This window comes from Emticicia sp. SJ17W-69 (assembly GCF_051209875.1).
Classification (GTDB): domain Bacteria; phylum Bacteroidota; class Bacteroidia; order Cytophagales; family Spirosomataceae; genus Emticicia.
In genome coordinates, this window is record NZ_JBNTQY010000001.1 from 4,353,696 (window position 1) to 4,371,048 (window position 17,353).

Sequence of the window (17,353 nt, forward strand, 5' to 3'; positions counted from 1 at the left end):
CAACCAATAACCAATTCCCCAATAACAAAACATGATTTTAGAAATAGCAACATTCGATATTAAAGAAGGATACCAAGCGGCATTTGAACAAACTTTTGCAGCAGCCGAAGCCGTCGTTTCACAATCCAAAGGTTTTATTAGTCTAAAATTTCATCATTGCATCGAAATTCCTACAAAATACAAGGTTTTGATTCATTGGGAAACCCTCGAAGACCATACAATTGGATTTCGTCAATCAACATTATTTACCGAATGGCGAGCAATTTTATCGCCCCACTTCAATCAAGCACCAGTTGCTGAACATTTTGAAATAATTTAGATAACGTAGAAAAACCTGCAAGGTCTCTCAGAGCTTATAGGTTTGATTATAACAAAACAATGAAAAGAATAATCAAAGGAGCCATTGCCCTTTTCGAGGCAGAATCAAACGATAAAAAAGTACGAGAAACTGTTGAAAGTTTTATTCAAGAAATAAAAGATGGTGGTGATGCTGCCGTACGAGCAATTTCTGAAAAATTGGATAAATGGTCGCCCGAAAGTTTCAAATTATCAGAAGACCAAATCCAAGAAATTATCGGTAGTTTACCAAACCAAGTAATCGAAGATATAAAGTTTGCTCAAACGCAAATCCGAAATTTTGCTCAACACCAAAAAAATGCTTTGAAAGATATTGAAGTAGAAACATTGCCTGGTGTTTTTTTAGGACATAAAAATATTCCTGTCAATAGCGTTGGGTGCTATGTGCCAGGTGGTCGTTATCCAATGGTAGCCTCCGCTCACATGAGTGTGCTTACAGCAAAAGTTGCGGGGGTAAAGCGTGTCATTGCTTGTACCCCACCAATCAAGGGGGAAATCCCTGCGGCTACTGTGGCAGCCATGTACATGGCGGGTGCTGACGAAATTTATTTACTCGGTGGTGTTCAAGCTATTGCAGCAATGGCTTTAGGAACTGAAACCATCGGAGCAGTGGATATGATTGTTGGCCCTGGTAATGCATACGTTGCCGAAGCAAAAAGACAATTGTTTGGAAAAATTGGCATAGATTTACTGGCCGGCCCAACTGAAACATTGGTGATTGCCGACGAAACAAGCGATGCTGAAATTTGTGCAACCGACTTACTCGGTCAAGCCGAACATGGGCCTACTTCTCCAGCAATTTTATTGACAAATTCAGAAAAGTTAGCCTATGATACAATCAAAGAAGTAGAAAGACAGCTAACTATTTTGCCTACGGCTGATATTGCCAGTATTTCGTGGAGAGATTATGGACAAGTGATTTTGGTGGATACCGTTGATGAATTGGTAGCAGAAGCTGATGCAATCGCCAGTGAACACGTTCAAGTAATGACCGAAAATCCACGTTATTTTTTAGAAAAAATGACAAATTATGGTGGTTTATTTCTCGGACAATATACAAATGTTGCCTACGGAGATAAAGTCATTGGTACAAATCACACCTTACCAACCAAGCATGGAGCCAAATATACAGGCGGACTTTGGGTGGGTAAATTCATGAAAACTTGTACTTATCAAGAAATCAGAACACCTGAAGCGAGTGCTATGATTGGTGAATATTGCTCTCGTCTTTGTGAAATTGAAAACTTCGCAGGACATAAAGAACAGGCTGATATTAGAGTGAGAAGGTATAGTTAATTCGGAGTTTGGAATGATGAATGGGGAATTGTTCTCTTACAGCTCTGATTTCAAATTTCATAAAAATATTTAAGAATGAACGAAAAATCCCAAATCCCAAGCCCCAAATCAGTACTCGTCACGGGAGGAGCAGGAGAAATAGGCTCGGCTATTTGCCGAAGATTTGCTGAGAATGGTTTTGATGTGATTATTACTTATAATTCGGATGCTAAAAAAGCTGAAAAGTTATTAGCTGAACTAAATGAAATTACTAATGATGAATTACGAACGACTAATGAGTCAAAACAAAATCGTAAATCCAATCATAGTATTTTTCATGCCCCAACAACTGATGCCCAGAAAGTAGCAGAACTGAAGGCATTTGTGGCAGAAAAGTACGGAAAATTAGATATTTTAGTAAATAACGCAGGAATCACCACGCCAGTGCCACACCATGACTTAGATGCTTTGACTGATGAATGGATTGATAAAATCATGCAAACCAACTTCAGAGGTTCGTTTGCAATGTGCAGAGCGATGAAAGATTTGTTGATGCAAAGTACTGAAAAATCAGCCTTAATAGTGAATATTTCATCCATTGCAGGTATTTACGGAATCGGTTCAAATGTTGCCTATTGTGCTTCAAAAGCCGCGATTGATTCTATGACTCGCTCATTGGCAAGGGCTTTAGCACCTAAAATCAGGGTCGTGTCTGTTTCTCCAGGTTTTGTTGAAGGAGAATATACTAAAAACTTTGACCCCGCATTCTTGAAAAATCAAATGGATAATACGCCTTTGGGGCGTTTTGCAATGGGCGAAGATGTGGCTAATGCCGTTTTTTCAGTAGCAACACAACTTACTTTTTCCACTGGAAATATTATTACTGTTGATGGCGGAAGACTATTGAAATAATTTCGGAATTCGGATTTACGAATTAGGAATAATAATAAATTAATTGGGTTTCTGAAAAAATCAATCTGAAATCCGCAACCCCAAATTCAAAATGAAAATAATAGATATATCAGTAACAATTTCGGAAGAAATAAAAGAGCCAATGTCCACTAAAATTGAATATGAAGGACATAAAGATGGTGCAAAAAAAATAGGTGCGATGCTTTTTGGAGGCATGACCGATTGCTTTGTGAACGATAATGGCCCTGCGGGCGAAGTATTGACCGTAACTTCACACTGTGGAACACACGTAGATGCTCCATACCATTATTATCCAACTTGCGAAGGAAAACCTTCACGTACGATTGATGAAATGCCTCTTGATTGGTTTTTTCATGATGGAGTAGTACTTGATTTTACTGATAAACCTGATGGCTATATGTTTGAGCCAGAAGACTTAATTGAAAAACTTGCCGCTATCAATTACACGCTAAAACCTTTCGATATTGTCTTGATTCGTTGCGATGCCGACAAACGAATCCATGATGCAGATTTTGTAAAAATCCATGTGGGAGCATCGGCAAAAGCTACCCATTGGCTAATTGACCAAGGCATCAAAGTAATGGGAACTGATGGCTGGGGTTGGGATATTCCCTTGCATATTCAGGCCGCCGATTATAAAGCCAATCCACGCCCAGGAGTGATTTGGCAAGCACATTATGTGGGTATTGAGAAAGAATATTGTCAAATCGAAAAATTAGCAAATCTTGACCAATTGCCTCCTTTTGGTTTTAAAGTAGCTTGTTTTCCTGCAAAAATCAAAGCAGCAAGTGCGGGTTGGACAAGAGCCGTAGCGATTATTGAAGACTAATTTGCTTGTCAAAATAATAGACTAAAAAATGAATAAGCCAGAAAAAGTGCCATTGCTTGAGATAAGCAGTCTCGACGATTTTCATTTTGGTAATACAAAATGGGAATTCCCTTTTTCAGATAGTCATAGTTTATTTCATATCAATCGTTTAGATGGAATGCACGAAAAACTAACTTTTCCGTTGCCTCCTCATCGCAAAACAGTATTTGATTTAATTTTTTTAACCAAAGGTACTTCGACACGAAGCAAAGGGCTTAACCGATATACCTTTGGTGAAAATCAATTTTTCTTTCTCCCTGCCAACCAAATTACTTCACATGAATGTATGAGTGAAGATGCAGAAGGATTTTTTTTGCATTTTGATGATGAAATATTTCGTACATTATCGCTAAGTCATGTCTTAAAAGATTTTCCTTTTCTTGATTTCTTGGCTAATCCAATTGTTGCAGTACCTTTAAAAACTCAAAAAACTTTCTTAAATATTTTTGAACGTTTAGATGAATTATATAAAGATTTAAAAAAACAAGAATTGGGCTTAGTAGGTTATTACTTATTGGTTTTGCTGACGGAAGTAAAAAAATATGCCATTATAGAAAAACATACAAATAAAAATTCTTCTGCTATTTTAACTCACCAATATAAAAACCTCTTGACACAACATATTCAACAAAAACAAAAAGTAAGTGAATATGCCGATCTATTAAATGTAACGGCCAATCATCTCAATAAATGTATTAAACAAACAACTAATAAGACCGCCCAAGATTTGCTCAATGAAATGTTGATTATGGAAGCAAAATCATTGCTAAAGTACTCAAATTTGCATATTTCTGAAATTGCTGTCAAACTTTGTAATCAAACTTCAAGTAATTTTGCTCGTTTTTTCAAGAATCATACAGGCATGACGCCCAAAGCATATCAAAGCTAAGAATAATTTAAATGAGATAAGTTGAATGTTTAGCAAAAAAAAGAGGCTGATGCAAAATGCACCAGCCTCCAAATATTACTAAATTAATTGCTTACTTCTGTTTATAAATCTTCCCTTCTTTCATTACCAATACTACATTCATCATCGCTTTAGCATCTTGCAAAGGATCTCCATCAATAGCAACAATATCGGCTAATTTACCTTTTTCTATTGAGCCAAGATCATCTTTCATACCCAAAATCTCAGCATTTACAATCGTTGCCGATTTGATTGCCTCCATCATAGGCATTCCGCCTTCTACCATGTACATAAATTCTTTGGCATTATAACCATGTGGAAATACGCCAGCATCTGTACCAAAAGCCACTTTTACACCAGCTTTATAGGCTTTTGCAAAAGTAATAGCTGTTTGCTTACCCGTTTCTAAAATCTTTGGAACAACTAATGGGTGATAATACCCTGGCACTTTTACAGAATCTAAAACAGATTTCCCTGCAATGATAGTTGGCACATAATAGGTCCCATATTTCTTAAACAAATCAATCGCCTCATCATCCATAAACGAACCATGCTCGATGGTAGTTACACCCGCACGTATCGCACGTTTCATACCTTCGGCTCCATGTGCATGAGCAGCTACAATAAAACCATAATCTTTTGCCGTAGAAACGATTGCTGAAATTTCATCTTCAGTAAATTGTGGTCCTTTACCATTTTTAGCCACACTCAAAACACCACCTGTAGCCGTAATTTTGATACAATCTGCACCATCTTTGTAACGCTGACGTACGGCTTGACGGCCTTCATCAGGACTATTTACAATACCATCGGTCACTTCTTCAGGAACTGAATATTTTGAACTAATTCCATTGGTTGGATCACCGTGTCCGCCAGTTGTCGCAATGGTTTTGCCAGAAGTAAAGATTCTTGGCCCAATAACTAAACCTTTGTTGATGGCATTGCGAATAGAAATATTTACTCCGCTACCTCCACAATCACGTACTGTGGTAAATCCTGCCATAAGCGTCGTATTAGCGTGTTTTTGAGCTTCATAAGCCACATCAGCCATATTATAACTCATACGTTTGAGGTATTGATCTTTGCTGGTTTCGCTTTCAATATGAACGTGCATATCAATCCAACCTGGGGTAACAGTCTTGGTTTTCATATCAACCACTTTGTCGGTAGCTTGGGCAGTAGCATAGCCACTTTGCACATCAGTTATTCGATTTTTCTCAACAACAATTGTCATTTGAGTTTTGGGTGAATTGCTGATACCATCAATCAAAGTACCGCAGTGAATGAGTGTTCGTTGGGCATACGAAGAAAGTGAAAGCCCGATGGAAAGAGTTAAAAGGTAAGTTTTTTTCATTGATGTTTTAAGTTTGAGGGGTAGTGAGTGTTAAAACCTGCAAGGTTTGAAAAACGGGGTCGCCCAGACCTTACAGGTTTTAGGGAGGTATTAATTCTTAGGCACTAAAACCCCATTTGCTTCAAAAGCAAGTTCAGTTTTCGGCTCATTGATTTTAGCGATTTCATCTTTACTTTTGCCTGCATCTTCTGCATAATGGCGAAGCTCCTCAACAGAAGTAGTTTTTGTTTTTGCATTGCCTTCAAAAACAATGGTTTTTCCTGCAATGTCTTTTGGAACAAAGAATCCATAATCTTTGAAAGTTACCCGCATGGTTTGGCCGTCGTTCAACTTAACTTTCATCCAACAACCTTTTACTTGACAAACTGATTCTACTACGCCTGAAACTTTGGCTTCAACTGCACCTTTTTCAGTCGCTTTTTGTGCTAATTCAGCCGTTGTAATTGCACCATTAGGTTTGATTTTTTCGCCGAAACTATCATATTTTTGACCAAAAGAGATGTTTATAGCAAAGATAATTGCGAGAAGTGTTATTACTTTTTTCATTTTGTTGATATATATATATATTATTTAGTGAATGAATGATTTGCGAATGTGTGATTAATGATTGAGCGATTTGCGAATTACACTAATTCACTAAATCACAAATTCACTCAATTTACCACTGTAACCCAGCCTTTACAATCTACGCCTGTGGGTGTGGTGATTATATAATAATATGTTCCTGTTGAAATGTCTTTTCCCCAATCATTTTGGTAATCTTTTGACACGAAAATCTGTTTTCCGTAGCGATTGTAAATTTCGACAGTTGCACTTTTAAATCCAATGACAAAGTTATCATTTTTTCCATCATTATTTGGCGTAATTACGTTAGGAACTTTTCCATCATTTTCAGGAATATCTATACTTTTGGTTACTGTTAGCTCACAACCTATTTTATTATAAGCTTTCAGCGTTACGTTATATGCCCCACCTCTTACAAAACGATAGTTTTCAGGAACAGCGGCTTTCAAAGTTTCAGTATTTCCCAAATCCCAAATAAAATTACTGGCATTAGTGGTTTTGTTAGTAAAAACAAGTTGATAAGGTTTATCACATTCTTGTATAATATGATAGTCAAAATCGGGCTTGAATGAATTATCAATGGTTATTGTAACAGTTCTGAGAGGTTTACATCCATCAGGATATTCTCCCCTTACGGTATAAGTAGTTGTTTGTGTAGGATTTACAACGATTTGAGTTGCCGAAGTATCTTTCATATTAGGAGCAGACCATGTAAATTTCGTGGCTTTTCCTGTAACCATAAGCGTGGCACTTTGTCCTGCACAAATCTCTTTTCCTGAATTTACGATAAAATCAGCTTTATTGTCTTCTACTTTTATCGTAACATCTTTATTGACCGAACAGCCTTCTTTTTCAATCAAAACTGAGTATTTGGTAGTAGATTTTGGTTTTGCTATTGGATTGGCTATACTCGTACTACTCAAATCTGTTGCAGGCGACCAAGTATATTTATCACCACCCTCAGCAAGCAATTGTACAGGTGATTCAGGGCAAACCAACGTATCTCTGTTTGTTTTTGCTATAAATCCTTTTACTAAGATTTTTTTGGTTGTTGAGTCGGTAGTTCTACAAGTAATTTTATTGAAAATACGCATTTTCACGGTATATTCTCCTGGTGTAGTAAAGTTAAAAACAATGTCTTTAGTACGAGAAACAACTGTACCATTGAATTCCCATTCGTAGGTTTTTGCACCTACACTTAAATTATTGAAATTCACTTTTGCAGGAGCACAAACTTCGGTAATAACTCGGTTTGCTTCATTTTTTATTTCAAAATCAGCTCGTAAGGCATCAATGCTAAACTTAAAAGCAGCCATATTGCAATTACCACTTCGGTGTGCTGAGTAAGCATTTTTTGTTGGGAATGTTACCGTAGGTGTCCCTTGTCGAGACAAACACGTGCAGGCTGTATGATAAATAATACCATTCTTATCGAAACGGCAAGTGCCACCGTCCAAATGGTCACCAACTTCGCCAGCAGGTATGGGAGGAGCTTCAGAACCAAAATACGTTGCATAAAGCAATGATTTTGCTCCTTTTTCAAGAATCATGAAGTAATAATTGCTGCCTGTCGTAGTATTCTGATAAGCATCAGATGTAATCGGTAAGCCTGTTGTGGTACTGTTTCGGTTAAGATTTCGACTTGGTGACGAATTGACTTTTCCACCCCAACCAGCTAAATAAATATTGCCACAATCATTGACCAAAAAGGCAGTTGGTACAATATCAATTTTTCCCACTCCCCTACCCGTACCCACAACGGTCGAGAAAATCGTTTTACTTAAATCTTTATCGAAACTATGAACAAATTGTCCACTTTTTGTATTTCTATAAACATCACCTGACACTGGATAATCGCCCTGTGTTAGCCCAAAAACATAGACATTTTCTTCTTTGTCAATGTCCAATAAGAAATTCACATCCGCTTCGTTTGTTCCTACATACGTAAGTTGTTCAATGGCATAATCGGTATTGAATTTTGCGATGAAACCATCTCCACTACCACTATATATTTTTTGAAATGCTCCCTCTTTTACAGCCATATTTGCACTAAATGTTTGCCCACAAACATACACTTTTCCCGTATCAGTTACTTTGATTCCATAAGCTGCATCAAAGTTATTCCCACCTAAATAGGTACTCCAAAGTAGTTGTGAACAAGTTCGATTCAATTTACATACGACTCCATCAAAGCCAGTTCCTTTTACTCCTTGTGATTGTTTCACCAAAGGGAAATCTACGGAGGCTGTAATAGAAGCAAAATAAATATTATCATCTTTATCAACTACCACCTCTCCTCTAAACTCATCACCATAATTTTTGATATTCAAAGCACGTGTATCATTAAAACCGTCGTTGGCCTTTCCTCCGATGTAGGAGCTTCCAACTAAGTTTTTTCCATCAGTACTGAGAACCGCTACAAAAATATCAGTACCACGCTCAAAACCGATTCCTGTAAAGTTAGGATCTTGGTCGGGGCCAGAAAAAGAAGAGTAAATACCAATGATACTTCCACCTGCAAAAGTCTTCTGATAAGAAGAGGCATTTGTTGGAAAATTGGTAGAAGAAGTTGTCCCAAAAATTACTAATTCTCCTTTAGAATTAGCAACTAAACTATGAGGAACTTCGGAAGCATTTCCTCCTAAAAAAGTTGAATATAATAACTGCGAACCATCAGAACTAAACTTCATAATCACCACATCAGTTACACCATAACCAGCTATATTTTCACTACCTGTGGCATTTGTTGAACTTCCTTTGACCTGAAAAGCACCGTTGGTCACAGTAAAATCTCCACCAAAGACAGAGCCTCCAGCAAATAAATTCCCATCAGCATCATAAGTAGCTGTTTGGGCCCAGTTATCAGACCTTGAACCAGAGTAAGTTGAAAAAACTAATTCAGGATCAATAATTAAAGCTTGTTTTTTGTCATAATTTTCTGGAAACTCAAATTGTACTTCATTGTTTTTTACTCGAAAATTAGACTTTACATCAATCGTTTTTCCATTCAAAACTTGAAAAGAATAAGGTTCAAATTCTTTGACAACATTCACCGATGTTTTATAATTAAGTTGCTGATTATCAATACTTAAACTATCCAAACCAACATATTTCATTCTAATTTTTGAAGCATCAGCTTGTGGTTTCACAATATATTCGTACTTCAATGATTGGTCATAACTATACAATTTGAAATCAATATTTGGATAAATATCTCGTAAATACACTTCATCAAAAGCCACTACATTGCTTTTCCATTTGGAAGGATTGTTGCCAATAAAATAGTTATAAGTAGCTTGGTTTTGAGCGGCAGTTTCTATTCTTGGTGTAAGATTAGCTTCTTCAAAAGTCATTTCATAGGCATGAGCTTTGATAGGTTCGATGGTTTTTCTACCCGATTTATTGTCTAAACTTCCCGTATGAATGGCAGCTAATGCCTCGGTATCAAAAAAAACATATTGAATACCTGTATTTTTTACCAACAAATATCCTCCAGGAATATCTGCTCGGAATCGTATCGAGCTTTCCCATTGACCTTCATTTCGGATAAATTTTACCGACGGTGTAGGTGCGGCACTAAGAATTAATGACGAAATAAGGAAAATAATTAAGTAAAAACTTCTCATTTTAGGTCTATAAATGTGGTAAAGTAACTTCAAAAACACTCCCTTTTCCTTCTTCGCTTTGCACTTCAATTTTCCCTTGGTGCATATCAATTATTCGTCGGCAAACCGATAAACCGATGCCATGACCACGGTATTTCGAGGCATTTTGCGTACGATAAAACGGCTCAAAAATCTTACTCAATTCACCCTGTGGAATACCAATACCATTATCTTTTACCGCAACAATACAAGATTTAATATTTAAACGAATTTTTACCTCAGCTTGGTGTTCGGAAGAATATTTACAGGCATTATCAAGTAAATTGGTAAAAACTGTCAACAATAAAGCTTCACTTCCATTGACCGTAACCCATGCGTCGTCATCGGGTATATCATCAAAATCTATCAATATATGATAATCAGTGTTTTGACTTAAAACTTCTTCTTGTGCTTTAAATAATAATTCATCAATCCTTGTTGGTTTTAAAACCAAATTATTGTCTCTATTTTCTGATTTTGCTAATTGCAATAAACCGTTCGTAAGCTGAATAAGTCGTTGATTATCAATCAATAATGAGCGTAATATACTTTTATATTCATCAATTGAACGGTTGTTTTCTAAAGCAATCTGAATCTCTGATTTGATAGCAGCTAATGGCGTCCGAAGTTCATGTGAAGCATTAGAAACAAAACTTTTTTGTAGTTCAAATGATTTTTCCAAACGCTCCAACATCTGGTTGAAATTGATTGCTAATTGGGCTATTTCATCTTTATTATTACCTGTACTCAGTTTCTGTTTAAGGTTATAAGCAGTAATATTTGTAATCTCTTTATTAATTTCAGCAATTGGTTTCAGCGACTGACCAGCAAAGATAATTCCGAGAAAAATAGTCAATGATATACCAATTAAAAAGCTAATAATCAATGCGTTAGTGATATTTTTCAGTTTATCTCTGCCATATTTATCACTTGCCGAAGCGACCACTACATACGATTCTTTTTCTTCATCGGTGTACATTGTACCTATCACTTGATTCTCCCAATCGCTGGTTTCAACATATTTTTGTTTGCGAACCTGATTTAAGAAATCAGGACTAAACAAAATAGAATCTGCTTCATAACTGGCATAAACCAACTCATTTTTCTTATTAAACATCAATACTTTTTCAATATTCAATTTTGCCAAAAATGTTCTATTGACATCTCGGAGCTTTTTCTTATCTTTTTCCGTAATTTTCAACTCTTTCAAAAGTCCAGCAGTCAATACCGCTCGGTCGTTAAGGCGGTTATAAAATTCCTGTTTCCTGAAATTTTCGGAGGTATAATAAATTGCTAACGAAAATATGATTAAAATCGCAGCAATGATTATTGTAAATTGTATCGCTATTTTTGTACGTATTTGCATGAAAACTCAATGGGTAAATGAGTGAGTGAGCGAATCAGTGACCGACGCTCGGTGAATATCTTTTATATTTTTTGTATATTTCGACCGAAATTTAAGAAACAATTAACAAATCTTTATGCAAATTCATGTAATTGATGCGGGACATTTTAAATTAGACGGTGGAGCAATGTTTGGAGTTGTACCAAAAACGATTTGGAACAAACAAATGCCTGCCGATGATAATAATCTTTGTAGCTGGGCTATGCGATGCTTATTAATTGATACTGGTCAACAATTGATCTTAATTGATAGCGGCATGGGCAGTAAACAAGACGCCCGTTGGCAAGGTTTTTATTTTCGTCATGGCGAAGGTGATTTGATCACTTCTATCAAAAAAGCTGGGTATTCGCCAAATGAAATAACTGATGTACTTTCCACTCATCTACATTTCGACCACTGTGGTGGTGCTGTGCAATGGAATTCCGCAAAAGATGCTTTAGAATTGACTTTTCCAAATGCTAAATATTGGACGCATTCAGCACATTGGGAGTCGGCAATACAACCCAATGCTCGTGAAAAAGCGACTTTCTTGAAAGAAAATATTATGCCTATGCATGAAACTGGTGCTTTACATTTCACTGATAAAATCGTAAACCCTTTTGGCAAAAATATAGACTTACTTTACGCCGATGGACACACCGAAAAAATGATTATGCCCAAAATCACAAATGGCGACAATACCTATTTGTTTATTGCCGACACGATTCCATCGCACGCCCACATTCCTGTACCTTATGTAATGGGCTACGATGTTCGACCCCTCCAAACCATGAGTGAAAAAGAATTATTATTGAAACAGGCAGTTGAAAATAATTGGATTATCGTTTTCGACCATGACCCTATCCACGAAGCAGCTACTATTCAATTAACCGAAAAAGGTTATCGTATAGCAGATTTTGTTACGATTTAAAAAGTGTTCATTTGGCAAGTATTCAAATTTTTATTTCAAAGTCTTGCTAACTTTATCAAGCCAATTACCGTATTTCTTTTAAAATCAGATTTTCATTTAAATTCGATTCAAAGTGAGGGTAATTCTATTCATAATCATTTATTGTTTAAGTTTATTTTGGGTGTTTGCCCAAAATAAACCTATTGAAAATGACTCATTGCTTCTTCACAAAACTCATTTTCAAAATCCACGAACTAAGGTTATTCAAAAAGCCCAAGCTTTAAAAAATATTATTATTTATTACTTCGATAATCAAATTCAAAGTGATTCTCTCAACAAATACTGCGATTTATACATTCAATTTACTATTCAAAATAAACTCAATGAATCAATTTTGGATGCTTATTATCGAAAAGTAAATGCCTTGAGGTACCAAGTAAAATGGATTGAATTAATAAAAACAGGAAAAAGCTCATTAGAAACAATTAAAAAACTCAAAATCCCTGCTTCTGCTTATCAATTAAGCCTCATAACCGATGAAATGGTATATGGATATATTTTTTTAACAGATTTAGAAAATGTCAATTTCTATACAAACCAAAGCATTGCTGCTCTTAAAAAAGAGAATAAAAATGGTCTTTATAATGCTCAATTATCACAACTTTTTTTGACAAAAGCCCGTGCTTATGGCTATTCTCAAATGTTTGAAATCGGAAATATTTTCTTGGACTCTTCACTTGTTTACATCAATAAAACTTCTGAAAAAGTAAAAAAACATTACCTATTCAACGATATTGTAAGTAACAAAATAGAACTTAACCGTGGTAATGAAGCATTACCAATGGCTTTAGAATGTCTTCATTTTTTTGAAAAAATCCCTTCTGATCGTGGTTTAGCAGAAATCCAAATGTTGCTTGGAAGAATTTATTTGGCTCAAAAAGAATATAATAAATCTATTGAATTTAGTAAAAAACCTATTGGAAAAATCACTAATCCAAGAATTTTGTACCATTGCTACGAAAGCCAATATCGCTCTTATAAAGCAAAGGGGCTAATGACCGAGGCTCTTGTTGCCTTTGAAAAATACCATGAATTTTTGAGTCAATTGTTCAATGCCAAAGTTGCCAATGAAAAATCTGCTCTTGAGAAACGATTCATTGAAGATAAATCGACGGTTTTGTTAAATATACAAAAGCAAGAAGTTGCCACACAAAAGACCTATCGTAATTATTTTATTCTTGGTGCAGTGCTATTATCAATCGTTTCGATAGGTTTATTTTTTAATCGACGGCTTTTGAAAAAACAGAAACAAGAAATTGAAAACCAGAAACTTACGATTGAGGAATTGAATGTAAGTTTAGAAGAAAAAGTTAAAATTCGTACTGCTGAATTGCAACAGGCCTTTAATGAAATCAAGGAAGCAATGCAACGTGGACAGACGCTTGAAAGAAAACGAATGGCGGCTGATTTACATGATAATTTAGGAAGTTTACTTTCGGCAGTTTCGATAAGTATGGAGGCGATAAATCCGACACATTTAAGCGAAAATGAAAAGAAAGTATATGAAAATGTGAGCGAAATGATTGAAAATGCTTATTTTGAAATTCGCCTACTTTCTCATAACCTGCTTCCCGAAGCACTTGAAAAAGGTAATTTGGGAGATGCTTTTGCCACCTTAGTGGATAAGTTGAATACGCAAAACAGGACTTATTTTTCACTAAAAATTAATCATTTAAAGAAATACAACAAGAAAATAGAGTTAAATCTCTATTCGATTGCCTTAGAAATCTGCAATAATATTTTGAAACACGCCGAGGCTGACGAAGCAAAAGTGAATCTTTTTGAGAAAAACGAAAGTATAATTTTAGAGATTTCGGACAATGGCAAAGGCTTTGAAAATAAAGAAAAAGGCTTTGGTTTGAAGAATGTTGAAGCTCGTTTACAAGAGATAAGTGGCAAAATACAGATAAAAAGCATGAAAAATAAAGGCACAAAGGTTATTTGCTCTGTGCCTCTTAATTAGAGATTAGTTTCCAATAGCTACACAATTCCAAGTAATGCTATAATTTACTGAGCCAGCACTTCTGTTGATAAGCCTTGCTTTACATGACATTGTAGTACAGCCATAAAGTTGCAACTCAACCATATATAATTCTCCCGCAGAGCCACCAGTTACATCAATATCTCCAACAAAAACTCGTGGTTTGCTTGTGAAACCTGCTGGTAATGCAATGGAGCCTTCGCCAGAAATACCATGTGGTCCAAGAATAGCAAAAAATGTAGCCGTTGTAAAAGGCACAATTTTAAGATTAGTGCCAGAAGCTGGATTATAGGCTACTCCACCACCATTATTTACGGTCATTGAGCCATCAAGAGTTGTATTTCCACCAACAGTCAAACCTCCATTAAGAGTTGCATTTCCAGAAGGGTCAATAAGGGCAATTGTCGCATTTGAACTATTCCTAAAATAAAATTTATCATTTGCTCCAAAATTTCTAAACTTCATTCCTTCTGTATCGTGCAAAATACCTCCGTAATTAGTATCGTCAGCATTTTCTAAAATGATATGTTGTCCCCAATTTCCGAAATTAACATCATCTCCTTTAAGCGAAAGTAATGCAGGTTGAGTAGGACCATTTAATCTAAGTCGATAACTAAAAGCAGCTTCATTTCCCGTAATATTTGAACTATTCATATTATAGGTGTCAATAGTATTACTGACATATAAATCAGTGGTAGAGGTCGTACCTACCACATCTAATTTGTATTCGGGTGTTGCATCACCAATACCTACATTTCCTCCATTATAATAATAATTTGCACCTGTTACATTCCACTGATTTCCTATGAAAAGTTGTTGCCAACTTGAACCATTATGATAATTAAATTGGCTGGTCGTTTGATTATAAACCAATAAACCTGCTTGCGGAGAAGCTATGGCATCTCTATTAGTGGTGGACATTCGTGGAATCAAAATACCCTTTGTTGTACTACGAATATCTAAAATAGAAGCAGAATACGGAATATCAGTTCCGCCTGCATTACTAATCACCGTTCCATTGGACGAATCAATTACTTTTGTATTTTGACTGAAAGCATTGAAAGCTAAAAAGCTGATAATGAGGTAGTTTAAAAAAATTTTCATAGAAATTTTGTTGATAAATGTTTTACAAACAAATTTCAACAAAATACTAAGACTTGTAAATCACGGTTTACCGTGATATTTCTCTTCGGCTTCGCTCAGACCCCAATAAATTGAAAGTTATCATAGCTCACAGTTCAATTAAATGATGAGTAAGAGCATATTTGAGTAATCCAAAAGCATTTTTTACACCTATTTTTCGGAAGATATTCTTTCGGTGCGTTTCTACTGTATTGAGTGAAATGGAAAGGGCTTTTGCAATTTCTTGACTCGATTTTTCATTAGCAATTAGCTTGATGATTTCTATTTCTCGTTCGGTTGGATATTCAAATGTTTCATCACTAATCAATTTTTGAAAAACTGTTTCATTAAAAAAACGTTTTCCCTTAGCAACATTACGAATGGCTTTTTCAAATTCTGCTCTTTTTGAATTTTTCAACATATAGCCAATCGCTCCTGCTTTGATTGCCGCTTTGATCGTTTCGGTTGTTTCTACCATCGTGAGCATCAATATTTGAAGCTTAGGTTGTCGCAATTTGGCTTGTTGCGTAAGTGCTATACCATCCATCAAAGGCATATTATAATCGGCTATCAATACATCCACTTCATTGTACATAAGTCTCCTTAGAGCATCTTCTCCATCTCTTGCTTTATCCACTACTTCTATCCCATCAAAATCACGGATAAGAGAAGCAAGACTTTCAAGGAATAACTCATGGTCATCGGCGATTAGTACTTTTATTGACATTTTATAATAGATTAAATTTCGATAGCTGCGATTTTTCTACAAATGTGAAAAGATTTTTTCTTGAAAGAAATACCTGTTTGCCGTGAGATTTATTTTGATTACTATTTGGTTTTATTCACAAAAAATTTGAGCTTAAACTTTTTATGAGCATTTTTTACTACTTTTGAAGATTAAATTCACAAATAAAATACCCTCTTAGGAGTTGTAGTTACGTATGAAAATAGGATTAGCACTTTCGGGAGGTGGTAGCCGAGGGCTGGCTCATTTAGGAGCATTAAAAGCACTCAATGAATTAGGCATTCAACCGAGTATGATTACTGGAACAAGTGCAGGTTCGATTGTGGGTGCTTTGACAGCCGCAGGCTATTCACCAGACTTTATTTTTGAAACAATTCAATCTTTAGGAATCTTAAATTCCTTGAAATTTGCCTTCAATCGCTTTGGTTTATTTAAAATGGAAAAAGTGGAGGAGATTTTCTTGAAATATATTCCGCATAATTCGTTTGAAAATCTTAAAATTCCGCTCACCATTTGTGCCACTGATATAGAAAAAGGGGAAGCAGTTTATTTCAGCCAAGGTGAATTGATAAAAGCCATCATAGCCTCAAGCAGTATTCCTGGCATTTTTGAACCCATCAAGTTTGATGGTCGTGTGCTGGTTGATGGTGGAGTTGTCAATAACCTCCCCACAGAGCCATTAGAAGGTATATGTGATTTTATTATTGGTATAAATGTCACACCTGCGGGTAATAATATGCCTATCAATTCGGCACGAGATGTATTAATGAAAAGCCTTTATTTAGCCATCAGAAATACATCTGGTGAAAAGCTAAAACGTTGTAATATTGCTATCGAACCTCATGAAATTTATAATTATAATGGGCTAAGTATGTCAAAAGCCAAAGAGATTTACAAACTTGGCTACGAAAATGCAATGCGAGAAGCGGAAGGGAAATTATCGCAGGTATTATGAGATACAGGATATGAGATTCGAGATATGAGATATAAGATTCGAGATATGAGATATAAGATTCGAGAGGAAAGATTAAGAATATGAATCAGAAACAGCGTATTTTTGAATAAAAAATCTTATATCTGGCATCTCATATCTCACATCCTGTATCTCGAATCTATTTTTGGCATCAAATTAGATAATTTTTTACGCAGAACGGCGTTAAAAAGAAGAATACCTATCATAACTTTAGAAGATTAAGTGCAAAAACTATCTATATTTATAGCATTATGTTTGCTAACAACTGCTTGCTCA

At 35.6% G+C, this 17,353-nt stretch carries 14 protein-coding genes; 8 read left to right on the forward strand and 6 right to left on the reverse strand.

What is annotated here, in order from left to right:
• The first annotated feature begins 31 nt into the window (after window positions 1–31).
• The 5 genes from ACQUQZ_RS17660 to ACQUQZ_RS17680 all read left to right on the forward strand — a co-directional run bounded on the left by ACQUQZ_RS17660 (window position 32) and on the right by ACQUQZ_RS17680 (window position 4,322).
• Window positions 32–319 (forward strand): antibiotic biosynthesis monooxygenase family protein, encoded by a 288-nt coding sequence (locus ACQUQZ_RS17660; RefSeq protein WP_435356406.1) that lies wholly within the window; start codon window positions 32–34, stop codon window positions 317–319.
• A gap of 59 nt (window positions 320–378) precedes the next feature.
• Window positions 379–1,653 carry a histidinol dehydrogenase gene (hisD, locus tag ACQUQZ_RS17665; RefSeq protein ID WP_435356407.1) on the forward strand — a complete coding sequence of 425 codons (1,275 nt, stop codon included), beginning with the start codon at window positions 379–381 and terminating at the stop codon, window positions 1,651–1,653.
• A gap of 75 nt (window positions 1,654–1,728) precedes the next feature.
• Window positions 1,729–2,544 carry an SDR family NAD(P)-dependent oxidoreductase gene (locus tag ACQUQZ_RS17670; RefSeq protein WP_435356408.1) on the forward strand — a complete coding sequence of 272 codons (816 nt, stop codon included), beginning with the start codon at window positions 1,729–1,731 and terminating at the stop codon, window positions 2,542–2,544.
• Between the two features lie 91 nt (window positions 2,545–2,635).
• Window positions 2,636–3,394, forward strand: coding sequence for a cyclase family protein (locus ACQUQZ_RS17675; RefSeq protein ID WP_435356409.1), 759 nt, complete (start codon window positions 2,636–2,638; stop codon window positions 3,392–3,394).
• A gap of 28 nt (window positions 3,395–3,422) precedes the next feature.
• Entirely contained in the window at window positions 3,423–4,322 is a 900-nt protein-coding gene (locus tag ACQUQZ_RS17680) for a helix-turn-helix domain-containing protein (RefSeq protein ID WP_435356410.1), read from the forward strand.
• 91 nt (window positions 4,323–4,413) lie between these two features.
• Here ACQUQZ_RS17680 and ACQUQZ_RS17685 read toward each other — a convergent pair whose 3' ends face one another.
• The 4 genes from ACQUQZ_RS17685 to ACQUQZ_RS17700 form a co-directional block, all read right to left on the reverse strand.
• Window positions 4,414–5,694, reverse strand: a complete 1,281-nt coding sequence (locus tag ACQUQZ_RS17685) for an amidohydrolase family protein (protein WP_435356411.1) — start codon at window positions 5,692–5,694, stop codon at window positions 4,414–4,416.
• A 90-nt stretch (window positions 5,695–5,784) separates the two neighbouring features.
• Window positions 5,785–6,240, reverse strand: coding sequence for a DUF4920 domain-containing protein (locus tag ACQUQZ_RS17690; protein ID WP_435356412.1), 456 nt, complete (start codon window positions 6,238–6,240; stop codon window positions 5,785–5,787).
• 107 nt (window positions 6,241–6,347) lie between these two features.
• Complete coding sequence (locus ACQUQZ_RS17695; RefSeq protein WP_435356413.1) at window positions 6,348–9,884, reverse strand: gliding motility-associated C-terminal domain-containing protein; 3,537 nt, start codon at window positions 9,882–9,884, stop codon at window positions 6,348–6,350.
• A 7-nt stretch (window positions 9,885–9,891) separates the two neighbouring features.
• The gene (locus ACQUQZ_RS17700) at window positions 9,892–11,268 is read right to left on the reverse strand and encodes a HAMP domain-containing sensor histidine kinase (protein WP_435356414.1); all 1,377 of its coding nucleotides are present in this window, start codon (window positions 11,266–11,268) and stop codon (window positions 9,892–9,894) included.
• Window positions 11,269–11,383: 115 nt separating this feature from the next.
• Here ACQUQZ_RS17700 and ACQUQZ_RS17705 point away from each other — a divergent pair, with 115 nt between their 5' ends.
• Both ACQUQZ_RS17705 and ACQUQZ_RS17710 read left to right on the forward strand, forming a co-directional pair.
• A complete protein-coding gene (locus ACQUQZ_RS17705) occupies window positions 11,384–12,217 on the forward strand; it encodes an MBL fold metallo-hydrolase (RefSeq protein WP_435356415.1) in 834 nt (277 codons plus the stop codon).
• Window positions 12,218–12,413: 196 nt separating this feature from the next.
• The gene (locus tag ACQUQZ_RS17710) at window positions 12,414–14,219 is read left to right on the forward strand and encodes a sensor histidine kinase (RefSeq protein WP_435356416.1); all 1,806 of its coding nucleotides are present in this window, start codon (window positions 12,414–12,416) and stop codon (window positions 14,217–14,219) included.
• A gap of 3 nt (window positions 14,220–14,222) precedes the next feature.
• On the opposite strand, the gene ACQUQZ_RS17715 is transcribed toward ACQUQZ_RS17710, so the two are convergent.
• On the reverse strand, window positions 14,223–15,341 hold the full coding sequence (locus ACQUQZ_RS17715) for a hypothetical protein (RefSeq protein WP_435356417.1): 1,119 nt from the start codon (window positions 15,339–15,341) through the stop codon (window positions 14,223–14,225).
• Between the two features lie 127 nt (window positions 15,342–15,468).
• The gene (locus tag ACQUQZ_RS17720; RefSeq protein WP_435356418.1) at window positions 15,469–16,086 is read right to left on the reverse strand and encodes a response regulator transcription factor; all 618 of its coding nucleotides are present in this window, start codon (window positions 16,084–16,086) and stop codon (window positions 15,469–15,471) included.
• A gap of 214 nt (window positions 16,087–16,300) precedes the next feature.
• Between ACQUQZ_RS17720 and ACQUQZ_RS17725 the strand changes: the two genes are divergently transcribed.
• Entirely contained in the window at window positions 16,301–17,059 is a 759-nt protein-coding gene (locus tag ACQUQZ_RS17725) for a patatin-like phospholipase family protein (RefSeq protein WP_435356419.1), read from the forward strand.
• Window positions 17,060–17,353 lie beyond the last annotated feature (294 nt).